We start from the raw sequence: 14,408 nt of genomic DNA on the forward strand, positions 1-14,408 counted from the left end.
CCGCGGGGCCGGGCCCGCACCATCAGTGGTGGAACGACGTCGCTGCCGCCGGGTCCTTGCGCAATGGGCCTGATTGCTCGTGCAGTTCGGGGAGCAGCAACCGCAGGTCGTCCAGGAGCAGCGCGGCCAGATCCGCCGAGAACCCGTTGCGGCAGACCACCCGCAGCACGGAGAGATCCTCGCGGTTGGCCGGAAAGGTGTACGCGGGCACCAGCCAGCCCTTCTCGCGCAGCCGCCGCGACACGTCGAAGACGTCGAAGGCCTTCACTTCGGGCGCGGTGGTGAAGGCGAAGACGGGCAACTGATCCCCACGGGTCAACAGCCTGAAGCCGTCCAGTTCCTCGATCCGGCCGGCGAGCCGAGTCGCGATGTCCCTGGCGGTCTGCTGGACGGCCCGGTAGCCGTCCCGTCCGAGCCGCAGGAACGTGTAGTACTGCGCCACAACCTGTGCTCCAGGACGGGAGAAGTTCAGCGCGAACGTCGGCATGTCGCCGCCCAGATAGTTCACGTGGAAGACCAACTCATCCGGGAGCTCGTCCGGCGAACGCCACAGCGCCCACCCAACACCCGGGTAGACCAGCCCGTACTTGTGCCCCGAGGTGTTGATCGAGGACACCCGGGGCAGCCGGAAGTCCCACACCAGGTCCGCATCGAGGAACGGGGCGATCATCGCGCCCGACGCCCCGTCGACGTGCACCGGGACGTCGAGCCCGGTGCGTTCCTGGAGGGCGTCCAGCGCGGCGCAGACGTCGGCGACCGGCTCGTAGGACCCGTCGAAGGTCGAGCCGAGTACCGTCACCACACCGATGGTGTTCTCGTCGCACAGCTCGGCGGCGGCCTGCGGGTCGATGTGGAAGCGGTCGCCCTCCATCGGCACCAGCCGGGGCTCGACCTCCCAGAAGTTGCAGAACTTGTCCCAGCAGACCTGGACGTTGACGCCCATCACCAGGTTCGGCCGGGCAGTCCCCGGATAGCGGGCCCCGTTCCTCTTCGCCCACCGGCGCTTGAGCGCCATCCCGGCGAGCATGCAGGCCTCGCTCGACCCGGTGGTTGAGCAGCCCACCGCGACTGACGGGTCTGGCGCGTGCCACAGGTCGGCGAGCATGGCGACGCAGCGGCGCTCCAGCTCGGCGGTGCGCGGGTACTCGTCCTTGTCGATCATGTTCTTGTCCCGGCACTCCGCCATCAGGTCGGCCGCCTGGGGTTCCATCCAGGTGGTCACGAAGGTGGCGAGGTTGAGCCGGGAGTTGCCGTCGAGCATCAGCTCGTCGTGGACCAGCTGATACGCGGTGGGAGGTGGCATCGGGCCGTCCGGCAGCCGGTGCTTCGGCGGCGCCGAGGTCATCTCCGTGACGGGGTCGGCCGACCCGTAGAAGGGGTTGATGGAGAGCCGGCGCGGCTCGGACTCCTGCTCGGCGGAGTCGGACGCGCCCTGATGGAGTGCCATAGCCCTCAGGCTCGTACGGGGTTGCACCTCACGCAACGTGAGGCGTCAGTCTGGGTCGCGTAACAGAAACGAAGGAGCGGAAAGCCATGAGCCACTCCGTCGGACAGGTCGCCCGATTCGCCGGCGTCACGGTGCGCACGCTGCACCACTACGACGAGATCGCGCTGCTCCGCCCGAGCGGCCGCAGCCACGCGGGCCACCGGCGCTACGACGACGGCGACCTCGACCGGCTGCAGCAGATCCTGTTCTACCGTGAGCTCGGCTTTCCGCTCGACGAGGTCGCGGCGCTGCTGGACGACCCGGACGCGGACCCGCAGGAGCACCTGCGGCGCCAGCACGAGCTGCTGTCCGCCCGGATCACCCGGCTCCAGGAGATGGCCGTCGCCGTCGAGAAGGCCATGGAGGCGAGAAAGATGGGCATCAACCTCACGCCCGAGGAGAAGTTCGAGGTCTTCGGGGACTTCGACCCGGACGACTACGCGCAGGAGACAAAGGAGCGTTGGGGCGACACGGAGGCGTACAAGGAGTCGCAGCGCCGCTCCGCCGCCTACACCAAGGAGGACTGGCAGCGGATCCAGCGGGAGGCCGACGAGATCACCCGCCGCTTCGTGGCCCTGATGGAGGCCGGCGAGGAGCCGGAGTCAAAGGCCGCGATGGACGTCGCGGAGGAGCACCGTCAGTGGATCACGCGGAACCACTACACCTGCACGTTCGAGATCCACACCTGCCTGGCCGAGATGTACGTCACGGACGAACGGTTCACCCGCAACATCGACCAGGCGAAGCCCGGCCTGGCGGCGTACCAGCGGGAAGCGATTTTGGCGAACGCCGTCCGGCACCTCTAGGACCTGACCGGCAGGGGCGCGGCCCGGACCGCGGCCGCGTCCTCGCAGGTCAGGCTCGGGGCGCCCGGCTGCGTCCTTGCAGCGTCAGGCCCGGGCGATCACCACCGCTGTGCCGTACGCGCAGACCTCCGTGCCGACGTCCGCGGCATCGGCCACGTCGAAGCGGAACGCCAGCACCGCGTTCGCACCCCGCGCGCGGGCCTGCTCGATAAGGCGCTCCATGGCCTGGTTGCGGGTCTGGACCAGGGTCTTGGTCAGGCCCTTGAGCTCGCCGCCGATCATCGACTTGAGGCCCGCGCCGATCTGGCTGCCCAGATGGCGGGAGCGCACCGTCAGCCCGAAGACCTCACCGATGACCTGCTCCACGCGGAAGCCCGGGATGTCGTTCGTCGTGACGACCGTCACATCTGCCTGCGGGCCCTGCCCGCCGCTGTAGTCCTCGATACCCATGGTGCAAGGATCGCGGCGGTCCGTTACCGCCGCATCCGCGGCAGCCGGTGGAACCGGGGGTCACTCGTGTGCGTTGATAGCTTTGGCTGCCGACCTTGCCGCTGACTCACACCACAGGAGCCCGGACCTCGTGAACACCCTTGCGCTCGGACCGAGCTGGCTCGACCCGGACTATCTGATCACCACGTTCGGCCTGATCGGTGTGCTGGTCATCGTCTTCGCCGAGTCCGGTCTGCTGATCGGATTCTTCCTGCCCGGCGACTCGCTGCTGTTCACCACGGGCCTGCTCGTGACCGCCGGCAAGATCGACATGCCGTTGTGGCTGGTCTGCACACTGATCGTGATGGCCGCCATCATCGGTGACCAGGTCGGCTATCTCTTCGGCCGCAAGGTCGGCCCGGCCCTCTTCAAGCGCCCCGACTCCAAACTCTTCAAGCAGGAGAACGTGGAGAAGGCCCACGAGTTCTTCGAGAAGTACGGCCCGAAGTCCCTGGTCCTCGCCCGCTTCGTGCCGATCGTGCGGACGTTCACGCCGATCATCGCCGGTGTGAGCCGGATGAACTACCGCTCGTTCGTCACGTTCAACGTCATCGGCGGCGTCCTGTGGGGTGCCGGCGTGACGCTGCTCGGCGCGGCGCTCGGCAAGGTCGAGTTCGTCCACAAGAACATCGAGGCGATCCTGATCCTGATCGTTCTGATCTCGGTGGTCCCGATCGCGATCGAGTTCCTGCGCGCCCGTTCCAGGGGCAAGAAGGCGGCGGCCGCCTCCGCCGACGCACTGAGCGCCGAGATCCCGCCGTCGAGCCCGCGCGGCGGCCGCCACGCCAAGCGCTGACCCGCCCGACCACGGTCAGAAGCCGCGCGTCCGCTTGGCCGCGCGGCGTCCGCCGGGTGTCTCCACGCCGGGCACACCGACCGCATCCGGACGGACCCGCAGGAACAGCCGGGAGATCTCACCACCCAGGTTCACCCCGATCGCGATGGCCAGCGCCAGGGCTGCCGCCTTGCTCAGCGATGCGAGGCCACTGTTCAGATTGCCCCTGGCCACCTCGAGCAGCCCGAAGTACGTGGCGCTGCCGGGCAGCAGCGGACCGATCGCGGCCGTGACGTAGGGCAGCGCCGAAGCGAAGCGGTAGCGCGACAGCATCTGCCCGAACAGGCCCACCAGACCGGCCGCAGCCGCCGTCGCGGCGACCGGCGAGATGCGTCCGACATCCGCCATCGCGCCGTAGACCACCCAGGCCACCCCGCCGTTGAAGGTCACCAGCGCCACCGTGCCGCGCTCCTGCTGGAGCATGACGGCGAAGCACAGCGAAAGGGCCATCGCCGCGAGCGTCTGGGTCACCGGCTGCGCCACGCTGTGGATGCTCGTCTCCGGATTGAGCCCGGCGTCCAGCGCGAAACCCAGATACAGCACCGACAGGACGCCGACCACGATGGCGACCACCAGATAGCCGACCTCCAGGAGACGCGCGGCCGCCGTGATGTAGAAGCCCGTCAGTCCGTCCTGGACACCGGCGACCAGGGCCCGCCCCGGGATCAACGCGAACAGTCCACCGGTGATCACCGCGGACGCCCGCACCTCCAGCGGTGACAGGCTCAGCGCCACGCCCACCGCCGCCGACGGCATCGCCGCCGCGACGAACTGGTAGAACTCCGGCAGTCCGCGCCCCGCGCACAGCCAGGCCAGCCGGTCGCCGAGCATGGCACTGATCGCGGCGGCGACGAACACCACCGGATCACCGCCGACCAGCACGGACGCCGAGCCGGCCAGCAGACCGGCGGCCAGCGTAAGGGCCCAGCCCGGGTAGGGGTGCCGGTTGCGGCGGATCTCGGCGAGACGCCGGTAAGCCTCCTCCAGCGTGACGTCCGACTCCTCGACGCTGATGTCGTGGACCAGCCGGTAGACCGCGGCGAGCCGCGTGTAGTCGGTGCCGCGCCGCCGCACGGTGCGGTTCGCGGTCACCGGATCGTCCACCAGGGACGGCTGGTACGTGATCGACAGCAGCGTGAACGTGACCGTCGGCTCGCAGCGGTCGAGCCCGTACGAGCGCGAGATGGCGAACATGGCCGCCTCGACGTCCTCCGCGCCCTCGCCGCCCGCGAGCAGCAACTCGCCGATACGCAGGGTCAGGTCGAGCACGCGGGGCACGGCCGGACCGGCCTCGTCATGTCGGTGCGGTGTCTCCGGCACCGGCCGCTCGCCGACCGGCATCCGCAACATCGCCCGCATACGGTCCTGCCAGGGCGCGTCCTTGGTGAGCCGTACGACCGGGATGCCGTGCGCGGGAGTGAACGCCGGCGGTGAGCTCCTGGCGCTGTAGACGCTGGGCGGGGCGAACGCGGAGCCCTCCGGCTCGGGCGGCGGTTCGGGTGCCAGGCCCTCCGGAACGGCGAACTCGGAGCTGGGGTGGTCCTCTTCGGGCGGTTCCGGCTGCCCCACCCCCGCCGGCGGGGCGAAGGCGCTGTGCGCCTCGTCGGACTGAGGCTTCCGGTCCTCCGGGCCCTCGGGCTCCGCCACCACTGGTTGTCCTCGCTCCCTCTCGTACCGCCCCCGACCGGCGCTTCTGCCCAGTATGGGCACGGACATGGGCGGACACGCGACGCGGGCGGGACACCCACTGTGTCCCGCCCGCGTCAGGTGCTCTGTGGCAACGGCGTCAGTGCGCGCCGCCCTGCGCCTCCAGGCGCTTGTAGGAGGCCTCGATCTCCGCCTCGGCCTCGGTGCGGCCGACCCAGTTGGCGCCCTCGACGGACTTGCCCGGCTCCAGGTCCTTGTAGACCTCGAAGAAGTGCTGGATCTCCAGACGGTCGAACTCGGACACGTGGTGGATGTCCCGCAGGTGCTCCACGCGCGGGTCGGACGCCGGCACGCACAGCAGCTTGTCGTCGCCGCCGGCCTCGTCCGTCATACGGAACATGCCGATGGCGCGGCACTTGATGAGGCAGCCCGGGAAGGTCGGCTCGTCAAGGATGACCAGCGCGTCCAGCGGGTCGCCGTCCTCACCGAGGGTGTTCTCGACGAATCCGTAGTCGGCCGGGTAGCTGGTCGAGGTGAAGAGTCGACGGTCAAGGCGGATCCGACCGGTCTCGTGGTCCACCTCGTACTTGTTCCGCGAACCCTTCGGGATCTCGATGGTGACGTCGAACTCCACGGGTGGCTCCTCCATGATCAACACATAGCAAGACGCAGTACTGGTGATTAAGTGTCCCTCACGCACATGCGTGATCGCGAAAGGGGCTGGTGCGAGGTGCCGAAGGTCAGGACGTGGCAGCTTGCAGCGGGCGCTGCCGTGGTCGGCCTCACCCTTGCCGCCGGGGCGGTGACCGCGGCGGGTCCTTGGGACTCCGGTCAGCGTAAGGCCGAGAGGGAGCGGGCGGCTGCCCAGAGCCCCGCGGGTGGTGCACATCACGAACCGCCGGCACCCCGGCGCCCAGCCTCAGCCCCAGCCCCGGCACCCAGCGCGCCCCCTGTCCTTTTGCCCCTCGGCGGCCCTCGGACGGTGTCGGCCAAGGAGCCGGCAGCCGCTGTGGGTGCCCTGGCCGAGACGCTCGGCCCGCTGCTCGCCGACCCCGGCCTCGGCCCTGCCCCCAGCGTCAGCGTCATCGACCTCGCCACCGGCGAGCGGCTGTACGGGAAGCGGGCGGACACCGCCATGGTCCCGGCGTCCACCATCAAGATCGTCACCGCCGCCGCGGCGCTGACCGCCCTCGGACCCGACCACCGCATCCCCACCACGGTCGTCGCGGCCCCCGACGCCGGGGAGATCACGCTGGTCGGCGGCGGCGACGCCACCCTCGACAGGGCACGCCTGCGCGAACTCGCCGACAGGACCGCACGCGCCCTGCGCGACGGCAAGGCCGGCAAGACCGCCAAGGGCGCCAAGGGCGCCAAGCTGCGGTTCGAGTACGACACCTCGCTCTACCGCGGCCCTCTCCTCCACCCCATCGGTCCCAATGACAACATCGCCCCGGTCAGCGCCCTCATGGTCGGCCAGGGCAGGCTCGACGAGCACACCACCGGCGCGGCCACCCGCGCCGAGGACCCGGCCCGTGAAGCGGCCCGCGTCTTCCGGGAGATGCTCGCCGAACGAGGCGTCCGCACCGCGCCTCCCGCAGCGGGCCTCCCGCCCGCCGAGGCCGTCCCTCTTGCGCAGGTGCTCTCCGAGCCCCTCTCGCTGCTCGTCGAGCGAATGCTGACCAGAAGCGACAACGACCTCGCCGAGTCGCTGGCCCGGCAGACCGCCCTGGCCACCGGCGAGAAGGCGTCCTTCGCCGGCGCGGAACGAGCAGTGACCAAGCAGCTGCGGCGGCTGCAGGTGCCCCTCGCCGGTACCAGATTCGCCGACGGCAGCGGCCTCGACCGGCGGGACCGGGTCTCGGCGGCGCTGCTCACCAGCCTGCTCGCGCGCGCGGGCGACACAGCCCACCCCGAACTGCGCCCCGTCCTCACCGGGCTGCCCGTGGCCGGCTTCAGCGGCACCCTCGAGGACCGCTACTCCGCCGACTCCGACGGCACCGGCCTGGTCCGAGCCAAGACGGGCACGCTGCGGGGCATCAACACCCTGGCGGGCACGGTCGTTGCCCCGGGCGGCCGACTCCTCGGGTTCGCGTTCCTCGCCAAGGACACCTCTTCCGAGTACTCCGCGGAGCCCGCCCTCGACCGCCTGGCCGCCGCCCTCGCCTCGTGACGGACCCGGCCGCCGGCGGCCGGGTATCGAATCGGCCGCCGCCGACACCTCACCGCTCCCGCAGCCGAGAACGTACGGTTGACGCATGACGAGCATCGGTGGTGCCGAGATGGTCGACTGGAACCTCGCCGTGGCGACCGCGACCCGCTTCGTGCGGCCCGGCCCCGACGTGAGCCGGGACGAGGCACGCGCCGTCGTCGCCGAGCTGCGACGGCATGCCAAGGCCTCCGAGGAGCACGTCCGGGAGTACACCCGGATGATCCCGGAGGGCGCGGAACCGCGGGACACCCCCGTCCTCGTCGTGGACCGGGCCGGCTGGGTCAAGGCGAACGTCGCGGGCTTCCGGGAACTGTTGCGGCCCCTGCTGGACAAGATGCAGGAGCGCCGCTCCGGCACCCCCGGCGGCGCGGTGCTCGGAGCTGTCGGCGGCAAGGTGACCGGCGTCGAGCTGGGGATGCTGCTGTCCTTCCTGGCCTCGCGGGTCCTCGGGCAGTACGAGACCTTCGCGCCCGGCACCCGCGACCTGCCCGCGGGCGACACCTCGCAGAACGGCGGCAACGGCGGCGGACGCCTGCTGCTGGTCGCCCCGAATATCGTCCACGTCGAGCGCGAACTCGAGGTGGAGCCGCACGACTTCCGGCTCTGGGTCGCCCTCCACGAGGAGACCCACCGCACCCAGTTCACCGGCGTGCCGTGGCTGCGCGACCATCTCGAGAGCGAGATCCAGTCGTTCCTCGGCGAGACCGAGATGGATCCCATGGCCGTTCTCGAGCGGCTCCGCGAGGCCGCGCAATCGCTCGTCGGAGCGCGCCCGGAGGGCGAACAGGACGAGGGCGGACCCTCCATCGTGGAGATCGTCCAGACGCCATCGCAGCGCGAGATCCTCGGTCGGCTGACGGCGGTGATGTCGCTGCTGGAGGGGCACGCCGACTTCGTGATGGACGGCGTCGGGCCGGCGGTGGTGCCGTCGGTCGCGGAGATCAGGGAGAAGTTCCAGCAGCGCAGGGCGCGCGGCGCGAGCCGACTGGACCTGGCGCTGCGCAAGCTGCTGGGCCTGGACGCCAAACTGCGTCAGTACCGCGACGGCGAGCGCTTCGTGCGGGCCGTGGTGGAGGAGGTGGGCATGGCAGGCTTCAACCGGGTGTGGACCTCTCCGAACACGCTCCCGACCAAGGCGGAGATCGCCAAACCGGCGGACTGGGTCGCGAGGGTGCACAGCAAGGGCGAGGGCGCACCGTAGGGGAGCGTCGTTGGCGACGGGGCGGGCGGCGGCAGAGGGATGCCCCTCCAATCACCCATCCGAGGGACCGTGGGCTGTGGATAGGCGTGCAATGCTCGGGTATTGGCTCGGTTCTGTCACCATCGACGCACTCTGAGTGACTGCTCTCGGAGTGGCGATCTTCGTCCTCTGGTCGTTCCTGATCGTCCCGACTCGACCGAGACACCCCCTCCAAACCTTTCACGAAGGGCACCGGACATGGGTCCCCATCCTGCGGTCGCGGCGATACGCCTGGCGGTCCGCCGCGTACTCCACGACGTACTCACCGAACACTCAGAAAACGCCGCCCGCTACGCGCACTCCGGCCCGAGCCCGGTGTCCGCGGGCGAACCCCCGCTCGTCCTCGTGGCATGCTCCGGCGGCGCCGACTCGATGGCCCTCGCCTCCGCCCTCGCCTTCGAGGCCCGCAAACTTTCCGTCCGCGCCGGCGCCGTCACCGTCGACCACGGCCTGCAGGCCGGCTCCGACGTCCGCGCGGCCGAGGTCGCCGCACGCCTCACCGCGATGCAGCTCGACCCGGTCGAGGCCATCGCGGTCCGCGTCGGCCGCCACGGCGGACCGGAGGCCGCGGCCCGTGACGCCCGCTACGCAGCCCTGGACGACGCCGCAGAGCGTCTGGGAGCTGCCGCCGTTCTTCTCGGTCACACTCGCGACGACCAGGCGGAGACCGTCCTCCTCGGACTCGCCCGCGGCTCCGGCATCCGCTCGCTGTCCGGTATGGCCGCCGTATCAGGGACCGCCGGCCGCTACCGCCGTCCCTTCCTGTTCCTCGACCGGCAGACCGCCCGCAAGGCCTGCATGGTCCAGTCGCTGCCCGTCTGGGACGACCCGCACAACGCCGACCCCGCCTACACCCGCTCCCGCCTGCGCCACGAGGGTCTGCCCGCCCTGGAGAAGGCGCTCGGCAAAGGCGTGGTCGAAGCCCTCGCCCGCACCGCCCAGCTCTCCCGCGACGACGCGGACGCCCTCGACAGCTGGGCCGCCGACGCGGACGCCTCCGTACGGGACGAGAGCGGACTGCTGGACTGCGCCAAGCTGTACGCGCTCCCCCCTGCGGTACGCCGCCGAGTGCTGCGCCGCGCCGTGATCCAGGCCGGTGCGCCCGCCGGATCGCTCTTCGCCCGGCACGTCGAGGAAGTCGACCGGCTGATCACCGGATGGCGCGGTCAGCGGGCCATCAACCTGCCCGGCCGGGTGGAGGCGCGACGCCAGGGTGGCAGACTGGTCATTCGGCAAGGCTGAACCGCCGAGAGAAAGCGACGCGGGTGAACGAGAAGGACATGAGCACCGACCTTCAGTCGGTGCTCATCACCAAGGAAGAGATCGACGCGAAGCTCGTCGAGCTGGCCGCGAAGATCGACGCGGAGTACGCGGGCAAGGACCTGCTCATCGTCGGAGTCCTCAAGGGCGCCGTGATGGTGATGGCGGACCTGGCGCGCGCGCTGTCCTCCCCCGTCACGATGGACTGGATGGCCGTGTCGTCGTACGGCGCGGGCACGCAGTCGTCCGGCGTGGTCCGCATCCTCAAGGACCTGGACACCGACATCAAGGGCAAGCACGTCCTGATCGTCGAGGACATCATCGACTCGGGGCTGACCCTGTCCTGGCTTCTGTCGAACCTGGGCTCCCGCGAGCCGGCCTCTCTCGAGGTCTGCACGCTGCTGCGGAAGCCGGACGCGGCCAAGGTCGCGATCGACGTGAAGTGGATCGGGTTCGACATCCCGAACGAGTTTGTCGTCGGGTACGGCCTGGACTACGCGGAGAAGTACCGGAACCTTCCCTTCGTGGGCACACTGGCGCCGCACGTCTACGGAGGCTGACGCACGGGAACCAGAACCGCCTTTTCGCCGTTGGAGCAGAGGAAGGCGGTTCTCGGCGGCCATGCTGAGGTACCGTCCGAAGAACAGTTGTCTTTTCTCACAGCAGCATTTACCTACGGGCAGGAGGGACGGAGCGACACCGCTCCGTATGGATGGACGTGAAGCGATACTTCCGTGGGCCGGTCATGTGGATCGTGCTGGCCGTCCTCGCCGTGGTCGTGCTGATGCAGGTTGTCGGCTCGTCCGGTGGCTACAAGACGGTGGACACCGGCGAGGTCGTCCAGGCGATCGACAAGGACCAGGTCAAGCAGGCAAAGCTGACCACTGGCGACGAGCAGATCATCAAGATCGAGCTCAAGGAAAACCAGAAGGTCGACAACAGCAGCAAGGTTCAGGCCAGTTACATCGGCACGCAGGGCGCCGACCTGGCCGACAAGCTGCAGGAGAAATTCCAGGCCGGCGAGATCGAGAAGGGCTACACGGTCGCGCCGTCCAAGCAGAGCCCGTTCGTCTCGGTTCTGCTGTCCCTCCTGCCGTTCGTGCTGATCGTCGTGGTCTTCCTCTTCCTGATGAACCAGATGCAGGGCGGCGGCTCCCGAGTCATGAACTTCGGGAAGTCCAAGGCCAAGCTGATCACCAAGGACACCCCCAAGACGACCTTCTCCGACGTGGCGGGGTCCGACGAGGCGGTAGAGGAGCTCCACGAGATCAAGGAGTTCCTGCAGGAGCCGGCCAAGTTCCAGGCCGTCGGCGCCAAGATCCCGAAGGGCGTGCTGCTCTACGGCCCGCCCGGCACGGGCAAGACGCTGCTCGCACGCGCCGTCGCCGGCGAGGCGGGCGTCCCGTTCTACTCGATCTCCGGTTCCGACTTCGTCGAGATGTTCGTCGGTGTCGGTGCCTCCCGAGTCCGTGACCTCTTCGAGCAGGCCAAGGCGAACGCCCCGGCGATCGTCTTCGTCGATGAGATCGACGCCGTCGGCCGGCACCGCGGCGCGGGCCTCGGCGGCGGCCACGACGAGCGCGAGCAGACGCTGAACCAGCTGCTCGTCGAGATGGACGGCTTCGACGTGAAGGGCGGCGTCATCCTGATCGCCGCCACGAACCGGCCCGACATCCTCGACCCGGCGCTGTTGCGCCCGGGCCGCTTCGACCGGCAGATCGCGGTCGACCGTCCGGACATGCAGGGCCGTCTGGAGATCCTCAAGGTCCACCAGAAGGGCAAGCCGGTCGCCCCGGACGTCGACCTGGGCGCCGTCGCCCGTCGTACGCCCGGCTTCACCGGCGCCGACCTGTCGAACGTGCTGAACGAAGCCGCGCTGCTCACCGCGCGCAGCGACAAGAAGCTGATCGACAACCACTTCCTGGACGAGGCGATCGACCGCGTCGTGGCGGGCCCGCAGAAGCGGACCCGGATCATGTCCGACAAGGAGAAGAAGATCACCGCGTACCACGAGGGCGGACACGCCCTGGTCGCGGCGGCTTCGCCCAACTCCGACCCGGTCCACAAGATCACGATCCTGTCCCGCGGCCGGGCCCTCGGTTACACGATGGTGCTCCCGGAGGAGGACAAGTACTCGACCACGCGCAACGAGATGCTCGACCAGCTGGCGTACATGCTGGGCGGCCGCGCGGCCGAGGAGCTGGTCTTCCACGACCCGACCACCGGCGCCGCCAACGACATCGAGAAGGCCACTGCCACGGCCCGCGCGATGGTCACGCAGTACGGCATGACCGAGCGGCTCGGCGCGATCAAGTTCGGCGGCGACAACACCGAGCCGTTCCTGGGCCGCGAGATGGGCCACCAGCGCGACTACTCGGAAGAGGTCGCGGCGCTGGTCGACGAAGAGGTCAAGAAGCTCATCGAGACCGCGCACAACGAGGCCTGGGAGATCCTCGTCGAGAACCGCGACGTTCTCGACAACCTGGTACTCCAGCTGCTGGAGAGGGAGACCCTCGGCAAGGAGGAGATCGCGGAGATCTTCGCCCCGATCGTGAAGCGTCCGGCCCGCCCGGCGTGGACCGGCTCGTCCCGGCGCACGCCCTCCACGCGTCCGCCGGTCCTCTCGCCCAAGGAGCTCGCCCTCACCAACGGCGCGGCCAACGGCACGGCGCCGACGGCCACCACGGTGACCGATGTCACCAAGGCGTCCGCGGAGGCGGTTCCCGAGGAGCGTCCGGAGGCCTGACCAGGCACTATGTCGCCGTGGGCCACCGTCCCCGGAATGAACGCCGCACCTCCCAGGTTCTAGCCTGGGAGGTGCGGCGTTTCACGCCATGTCGGAGCACAGGAACGAGGCACAGATGACCGACCCGGTGACGCTGGACGGCGAGCGTTCTATCGCCGATTTCGATGAGAAGCGGGCGGAGAACGCGGTGCGTGAGCTGCTCATCGCGGTGGGTGAGGACCCGGACCGCGAAGGCCTGCTGGAGACGCCGGCGCGGGTGGCGAGGGCGTATCGGGAGCTCCTCTCGGGCATGCGGCAGGAGCCCGAGGAAGTCCTGACCACGACGTTCGATCTGGGCCACGACGAGATGGTCCTCGTGAAGGACATCGAACTGGTCTCGTTCTGCGAGCATCATCTGCTGCCGTTCCATGGCGTGGCTCATGTCGGCTACATCCCGTCGGTGACGGGGAAGATCACGGGCCTGTCCAAGCTCGCACGGCTCGTGGACGTGTTCGCGCGGCGCCCGCAGGTACAGGAGCGGCTCACCACGCAGATAGCCGACTCGCTCATGCGCATCCTCGAGGCGCGCGGTGCGATCGTCGTGATCGAGGCCGAGCACATGTGCATGTCGCTGCGAGGCATCCGCAAGCCGGGCGCGAAGACGACGACCTCGGCGGTGCGCGGCCAGCTGCGGGACGCGACGACGCGAGCCGAGGCGATGAGCCTCATACTGGCGCGCTGACTGGTCAGGGGCGTCCAAGGGCGCGCCGACCGGTGGGGGCCGTCTGATCAATGCCCGTGCGTCGGCGGGCAGTCGGTGCAGAACGCGCCCCGCCACCACGCAGCCGACCTGAAGGCCGACAACGACCGGTTCGCGCCGGTGCGCGGCATCGCGGCGGAGCTGTCGATCACGCCGGCCCGGCCGGCGCCGGCGTGGCTGCTGCACCACGACGAGCATGCGGTCCCTGTTTCCGGCAGTCGGACGCCGGCGCGCATCGAGGAGAACCTGGCGGCGGGCCGGGTGGAGCTGTCGCAGGACGTACCGGACCGGCTGACGGCCATCCTTGGTGCCACGCAGGTCGAGGGCGGCACGCTCCTCTGACGGGGGCAGCCGGTTTTCTGACCGCCCAGGGCGAGTGACCGACCGACCAGGACGAGCGAGGCGACGGCCCCCGGCTCTACGCGGGAGCCGTCGCGTCCTTGTCGTCGTCGTCCTCCGGGAGCTTGCACACCCGCTCCAGGAAGATCGCCGCCGCGATGACCGCGATGCCCGCCACCACCGAGAACCCGGCGTAGATCGCCTGGTCACGGCGGGCGGGGACGTCAAGGGAGCCCAGCAGGAACACACCCGTCCCGCCGTACATCCCGCTCACCAGCGCCGCCACCAGCGCGCTCGCCTGGCCGAAGACCACCGCACGCGCCGCCATCAGAGGTTCGACCCCCTTGGCCCCCGGCCGGCGCTCACGCTGGGCGCGCAGCCGGGACCGGATCGAGAGCGCGGTCGCGGTGAGGACGACGGCGATCACCGCCAGTACGACGGGGGCGGCCAGCGGCACGCTCGGCAGCGTGCCCAGCGAGTCCCACAGGCGGGCCCCGCCCCAGGACAGCACCGCGGCCGCGGCGAAGAGACCGGCCAGTACACCGAGCCGTAGTTGCTTCACCGAGTAAGCCGCCCTTCACCACGCTGTACGAGATCGTCCCGCAGGAGCCT

Annotated in this window: 14 protein-coding genes; 9 read left to right on the plus strand and 5 right to left on the minus strand. The window is 69.9% G+C overall.

What is annotated here, in order from left to right; all coding sequences use genetic code 11:
* Positions 1-22 precede the first annotated feature (22 nt).
* Positions 23-1,447 (minus strand): glutamate decarboxylase, encoded by a 1,425-nt coding sequence (locus ACIQ7Q_RS08315; protein WP_403857848.1) that lies wholly within the window; start codon positions 1,445-1,447, stop codon positions 23-25.
* A gap of 86 nt (positions 1,448-1,533) precedes the next feature.
* Between ACIQ7Q_RS08315 and ACIQ7Q_RS08320 the strand changes: the two genes are divergently transcribed.
* Positions 1,534-2,292 carry a MerR family transcriptional regulator gene (locus ACIQ7Q_RS08320; protein ID WP_403857850.1) on the plus strand — a complete coding sequence of 253 codons (759 nt, stop codon included), beginning with the start codon at positions 1,534-1,536 and terminating at the stop codon, positions 2,290-2,292.
* An 84-nt stretch (positions 2,293-2,376) separates the two neighbouring features.
* Here ACIQ7Q_RS08320 and ACIQ7Q_RS08325 read toward each other — a convergent pair whose 3' ends face one another.
* Positions 2,377-2,742 carry a YbjQ family protein gene (locus tag ACIQ7Q_RS08325; protein ID WP_403857852.1) on the minus strand — a complete coding sequence of 122 codons (366 nt, stop codon included), beginning with the start codon at positions 2,740-2,742 and terminating at the stop codon, positions 2,377-2,379.
* A gap of 130 nt (positions 2,743-2,872) precedes the next feature.
* On the opposite strand from ACIQ7Q_RS08325, the gene ACIQ7Q_RS08330 reads away from it, so the two are divergent.
* Positions 2,873-3,577, plus strand: coding sequence for a DedA family protein (locus ACIQ7Q_RS08330; protein ID WP_403857854.1), 705 nt, complete (start codon positions 2,873-2,875; stop codon positions 3,575-3,577).
* A 15-nt stretch (positions 3,578-3,592) separates the two neighbouring features.
* On the opposite strand, the gene ACIQ7Q_RS08335 is transcribed toward ACIQ7Q_RS08330, so the two are convergent.
* Positions 3,593-5,266: a threonine/serine exporter ThrE family protein gene (locus ACIQ7Q_RS08335; RefSeq protein ID WP_403857856.1), complete on the minus strand. Its 1,674-nt coding sequence runs from the start codon at positions 5,264-5,266 to the stop codon at positions 3,593-3,595.
* 136 nt (positions 5,267-5,402) lie between these two features.
* On the minus strand, positions 5,403-5,897 hold the full coding sequence (locus tag ACIQ7Q_RS08340) for an inorganic diphosphatase (protein WP_108151010.1): 495 nt from the start codon (positions 5,895-5,897) through the stop codon (positions 5,403-5,405).
* Between the two features lie 138 nt (positions 5,898-6,035).
* Here ACIQ7Q_RS08340 and dacB point away from each other — a divergent pair, with 138 nt between their 5' ends.
* From dacB to ACIQ7Q_RS08375, 7 genes are all read left to right on the plus strand, one after another.
* Positions 6,036-7,433 (plus strand): D-alanyl-D-alanine carboxypeptidase/D-alanyl-D-alanine-endopeptidase, encoded by a 1,398-nt coding sequence (dacB, locus tag ACIQ7Q_RS08345; protein WP_403858017.1) that lies wholly within the window; start codon positions 6,036-6,038, stop codon positions 7,431-7,433.
* Positions 7,434-7,518: 85 nt separating this feature from the next.
* Positions 7,519-8,673, plus strand: coding sequence for a zinc-dependent metalloprotease (locus ACIQ7Q_RS08350; RefSeq protein WP_403857858.1), 1,155 nt, complete (start codon positions 7,519-7,521; stop codon positions 8,671-8,673).
* 237 nt (positions 8,674-8,910) lie between these two features.
* Complete coding sequence (gene tilS / locus ACIQ7Q_RS08355) at positions 8,911-9,954, plus strand: tRNA lysidine(34) synthetase TilS (RefSeq protein ID WP_403857860.1); 1,044 nt, start codon at positions 8,911-8,913, stop codon at positions 9,952-9,954.
* Positions 9,955-9,992: 38 nt separating this feature from the next.
* Complete coding sequence (gene hpt / locus ACIQ7Q_RS08360) at positions 9,993-10,532, plus strand: hypoxanthine phosphoribosyltransferase (protein ID WP_403857862.1); 540 nt, start codon at positions 9,993-9,995, stop codon at positions 10,530-10,532.
* Positions 10,533-10,684: 152 nt separating this feature from the next.
* Entirely contained in the window at positions 10,685-12,718 is a 2,034-nt protein-coding gene (ftsH, locus tag ACIQ7Q_RS08365; RefSeq protein ID WP_403857864.1) for an ATP-dependent zinc metalloprotease FtsH, read from the plus strand.
* Between the two features lie 115 nt (positions 12,719-12,833).
* The gene (folE, locus tag ACIQ7Q_RS08370; protein WP_403858019.1) at positions 12,834-13,439 is read left to right on the plus strand and encodes a GTP cyclohydrolase I FolE; all 606 of its coding nucleotides are present in this window, start codon (positions 12,834-12,836) and stop codon (positions 13,437-13,439) included.
* A 75-nt stretch (positions 13,440-13,514) separates the two neighbouring features.
* Positions 13,515-13,799 (plus strand): aldo/keto reductase, encoded by a 285-nt coding sequence (locus ACIQ7Q_RS08375; RefSeq protein WP_403857866.1) that lies wholly within the window; start codon positions 13,515-13,517, stop codon positions 13,797-13,799.
* A gap of 76 nt (positions 13,800-13,875) precedes the next feature.
* Here the strand turns inward: ACIQ7Q_RS08375 and ACIQ7Q_RS08380 are convergent, their stop codons facing one another.
* The gene (locus tag ACIQ7Q_RS08380) at positions 13,876-14,358 is read right to left on the minus strand and encodes a DUF3180 domain-containing protein (protein ID WP_356633993.1); all 483 of its coding nucleotides are present in this window, start codon (positions 14,356-14,358) and stop codon (positions 13,876-13,878) included.
* Between the last annotated feature and the right edge of the window lie 50 nt (positions 14,359-14,408).

It is taken from the genome of Streptomyces sp. NPDC096176, assembly GCF_044763255.1.
GTDB lineage: Bacteria > Actinomycetota > Actinomycetes > Streptomycetales > Streptomycetaceae > Streptomyces.

Excerpts from the sequence above, each read along its gene's own strand:
- ACIQ7Q_RS08315 (WP_403857848.1), bottom strand. The coding sequence starts at position 1,447 with ATGGCACTCCATCAGGGCGCGTCCGACTCCGCCGAGCAGGAGTCCGAG.
- ACIQ7Q_RS08320 (WP_403857850.1), top strand. The coding sequence starts at position 1,534 with ATGAGCCACTCCGTCGGACAGGTCGCCCGATTCGCCGGCGTCACGGTG.
- ACIQ7Q_RS08325 (WP_403857852.1), bottom strand. The coding sequence starts at position 2,742 with ATGGGTATCGAGGACTACAGCGGCGGGCAGGGCCCGCAGGCAGATGTG.
- ACIQ7Q_RS08350 (WP_403857858.1), top strand. The coding sequence starts at position 7,519 with ATGACGAGCATCGGTGGTGCCGAGATGGTCGACTGGAACCTCGCCGTG.
- tilS (WP_403857860.1), top strand. The coding sequence starts at position 8,911 with ATGGGTCCCCATCCTGCGGTCGCGGCGATACGCCTGGCGGTCCGCCGC.
- hpt (WP_403857862.1), top strand. The coding sequence starts at position 9,993 with ATGAGCACCGACCTTCAGTCGGTGCTCATCACCAAGGAAGAGATCGAC.
- ftsH (WP_403857864.1), top strand. The coding sequence starts at position 10,685 with ATGGACGTGAAGCGATACTTCCGTGGGCCGGTCATGTGGATCGTGCTG.
- folE (WP_403858019.1), top strand. The coding sequence starts at position 12,834 with ATGACCGACCCGGTGACGCTGGACGGCGAGCGTTCTATCGCCGATTTC.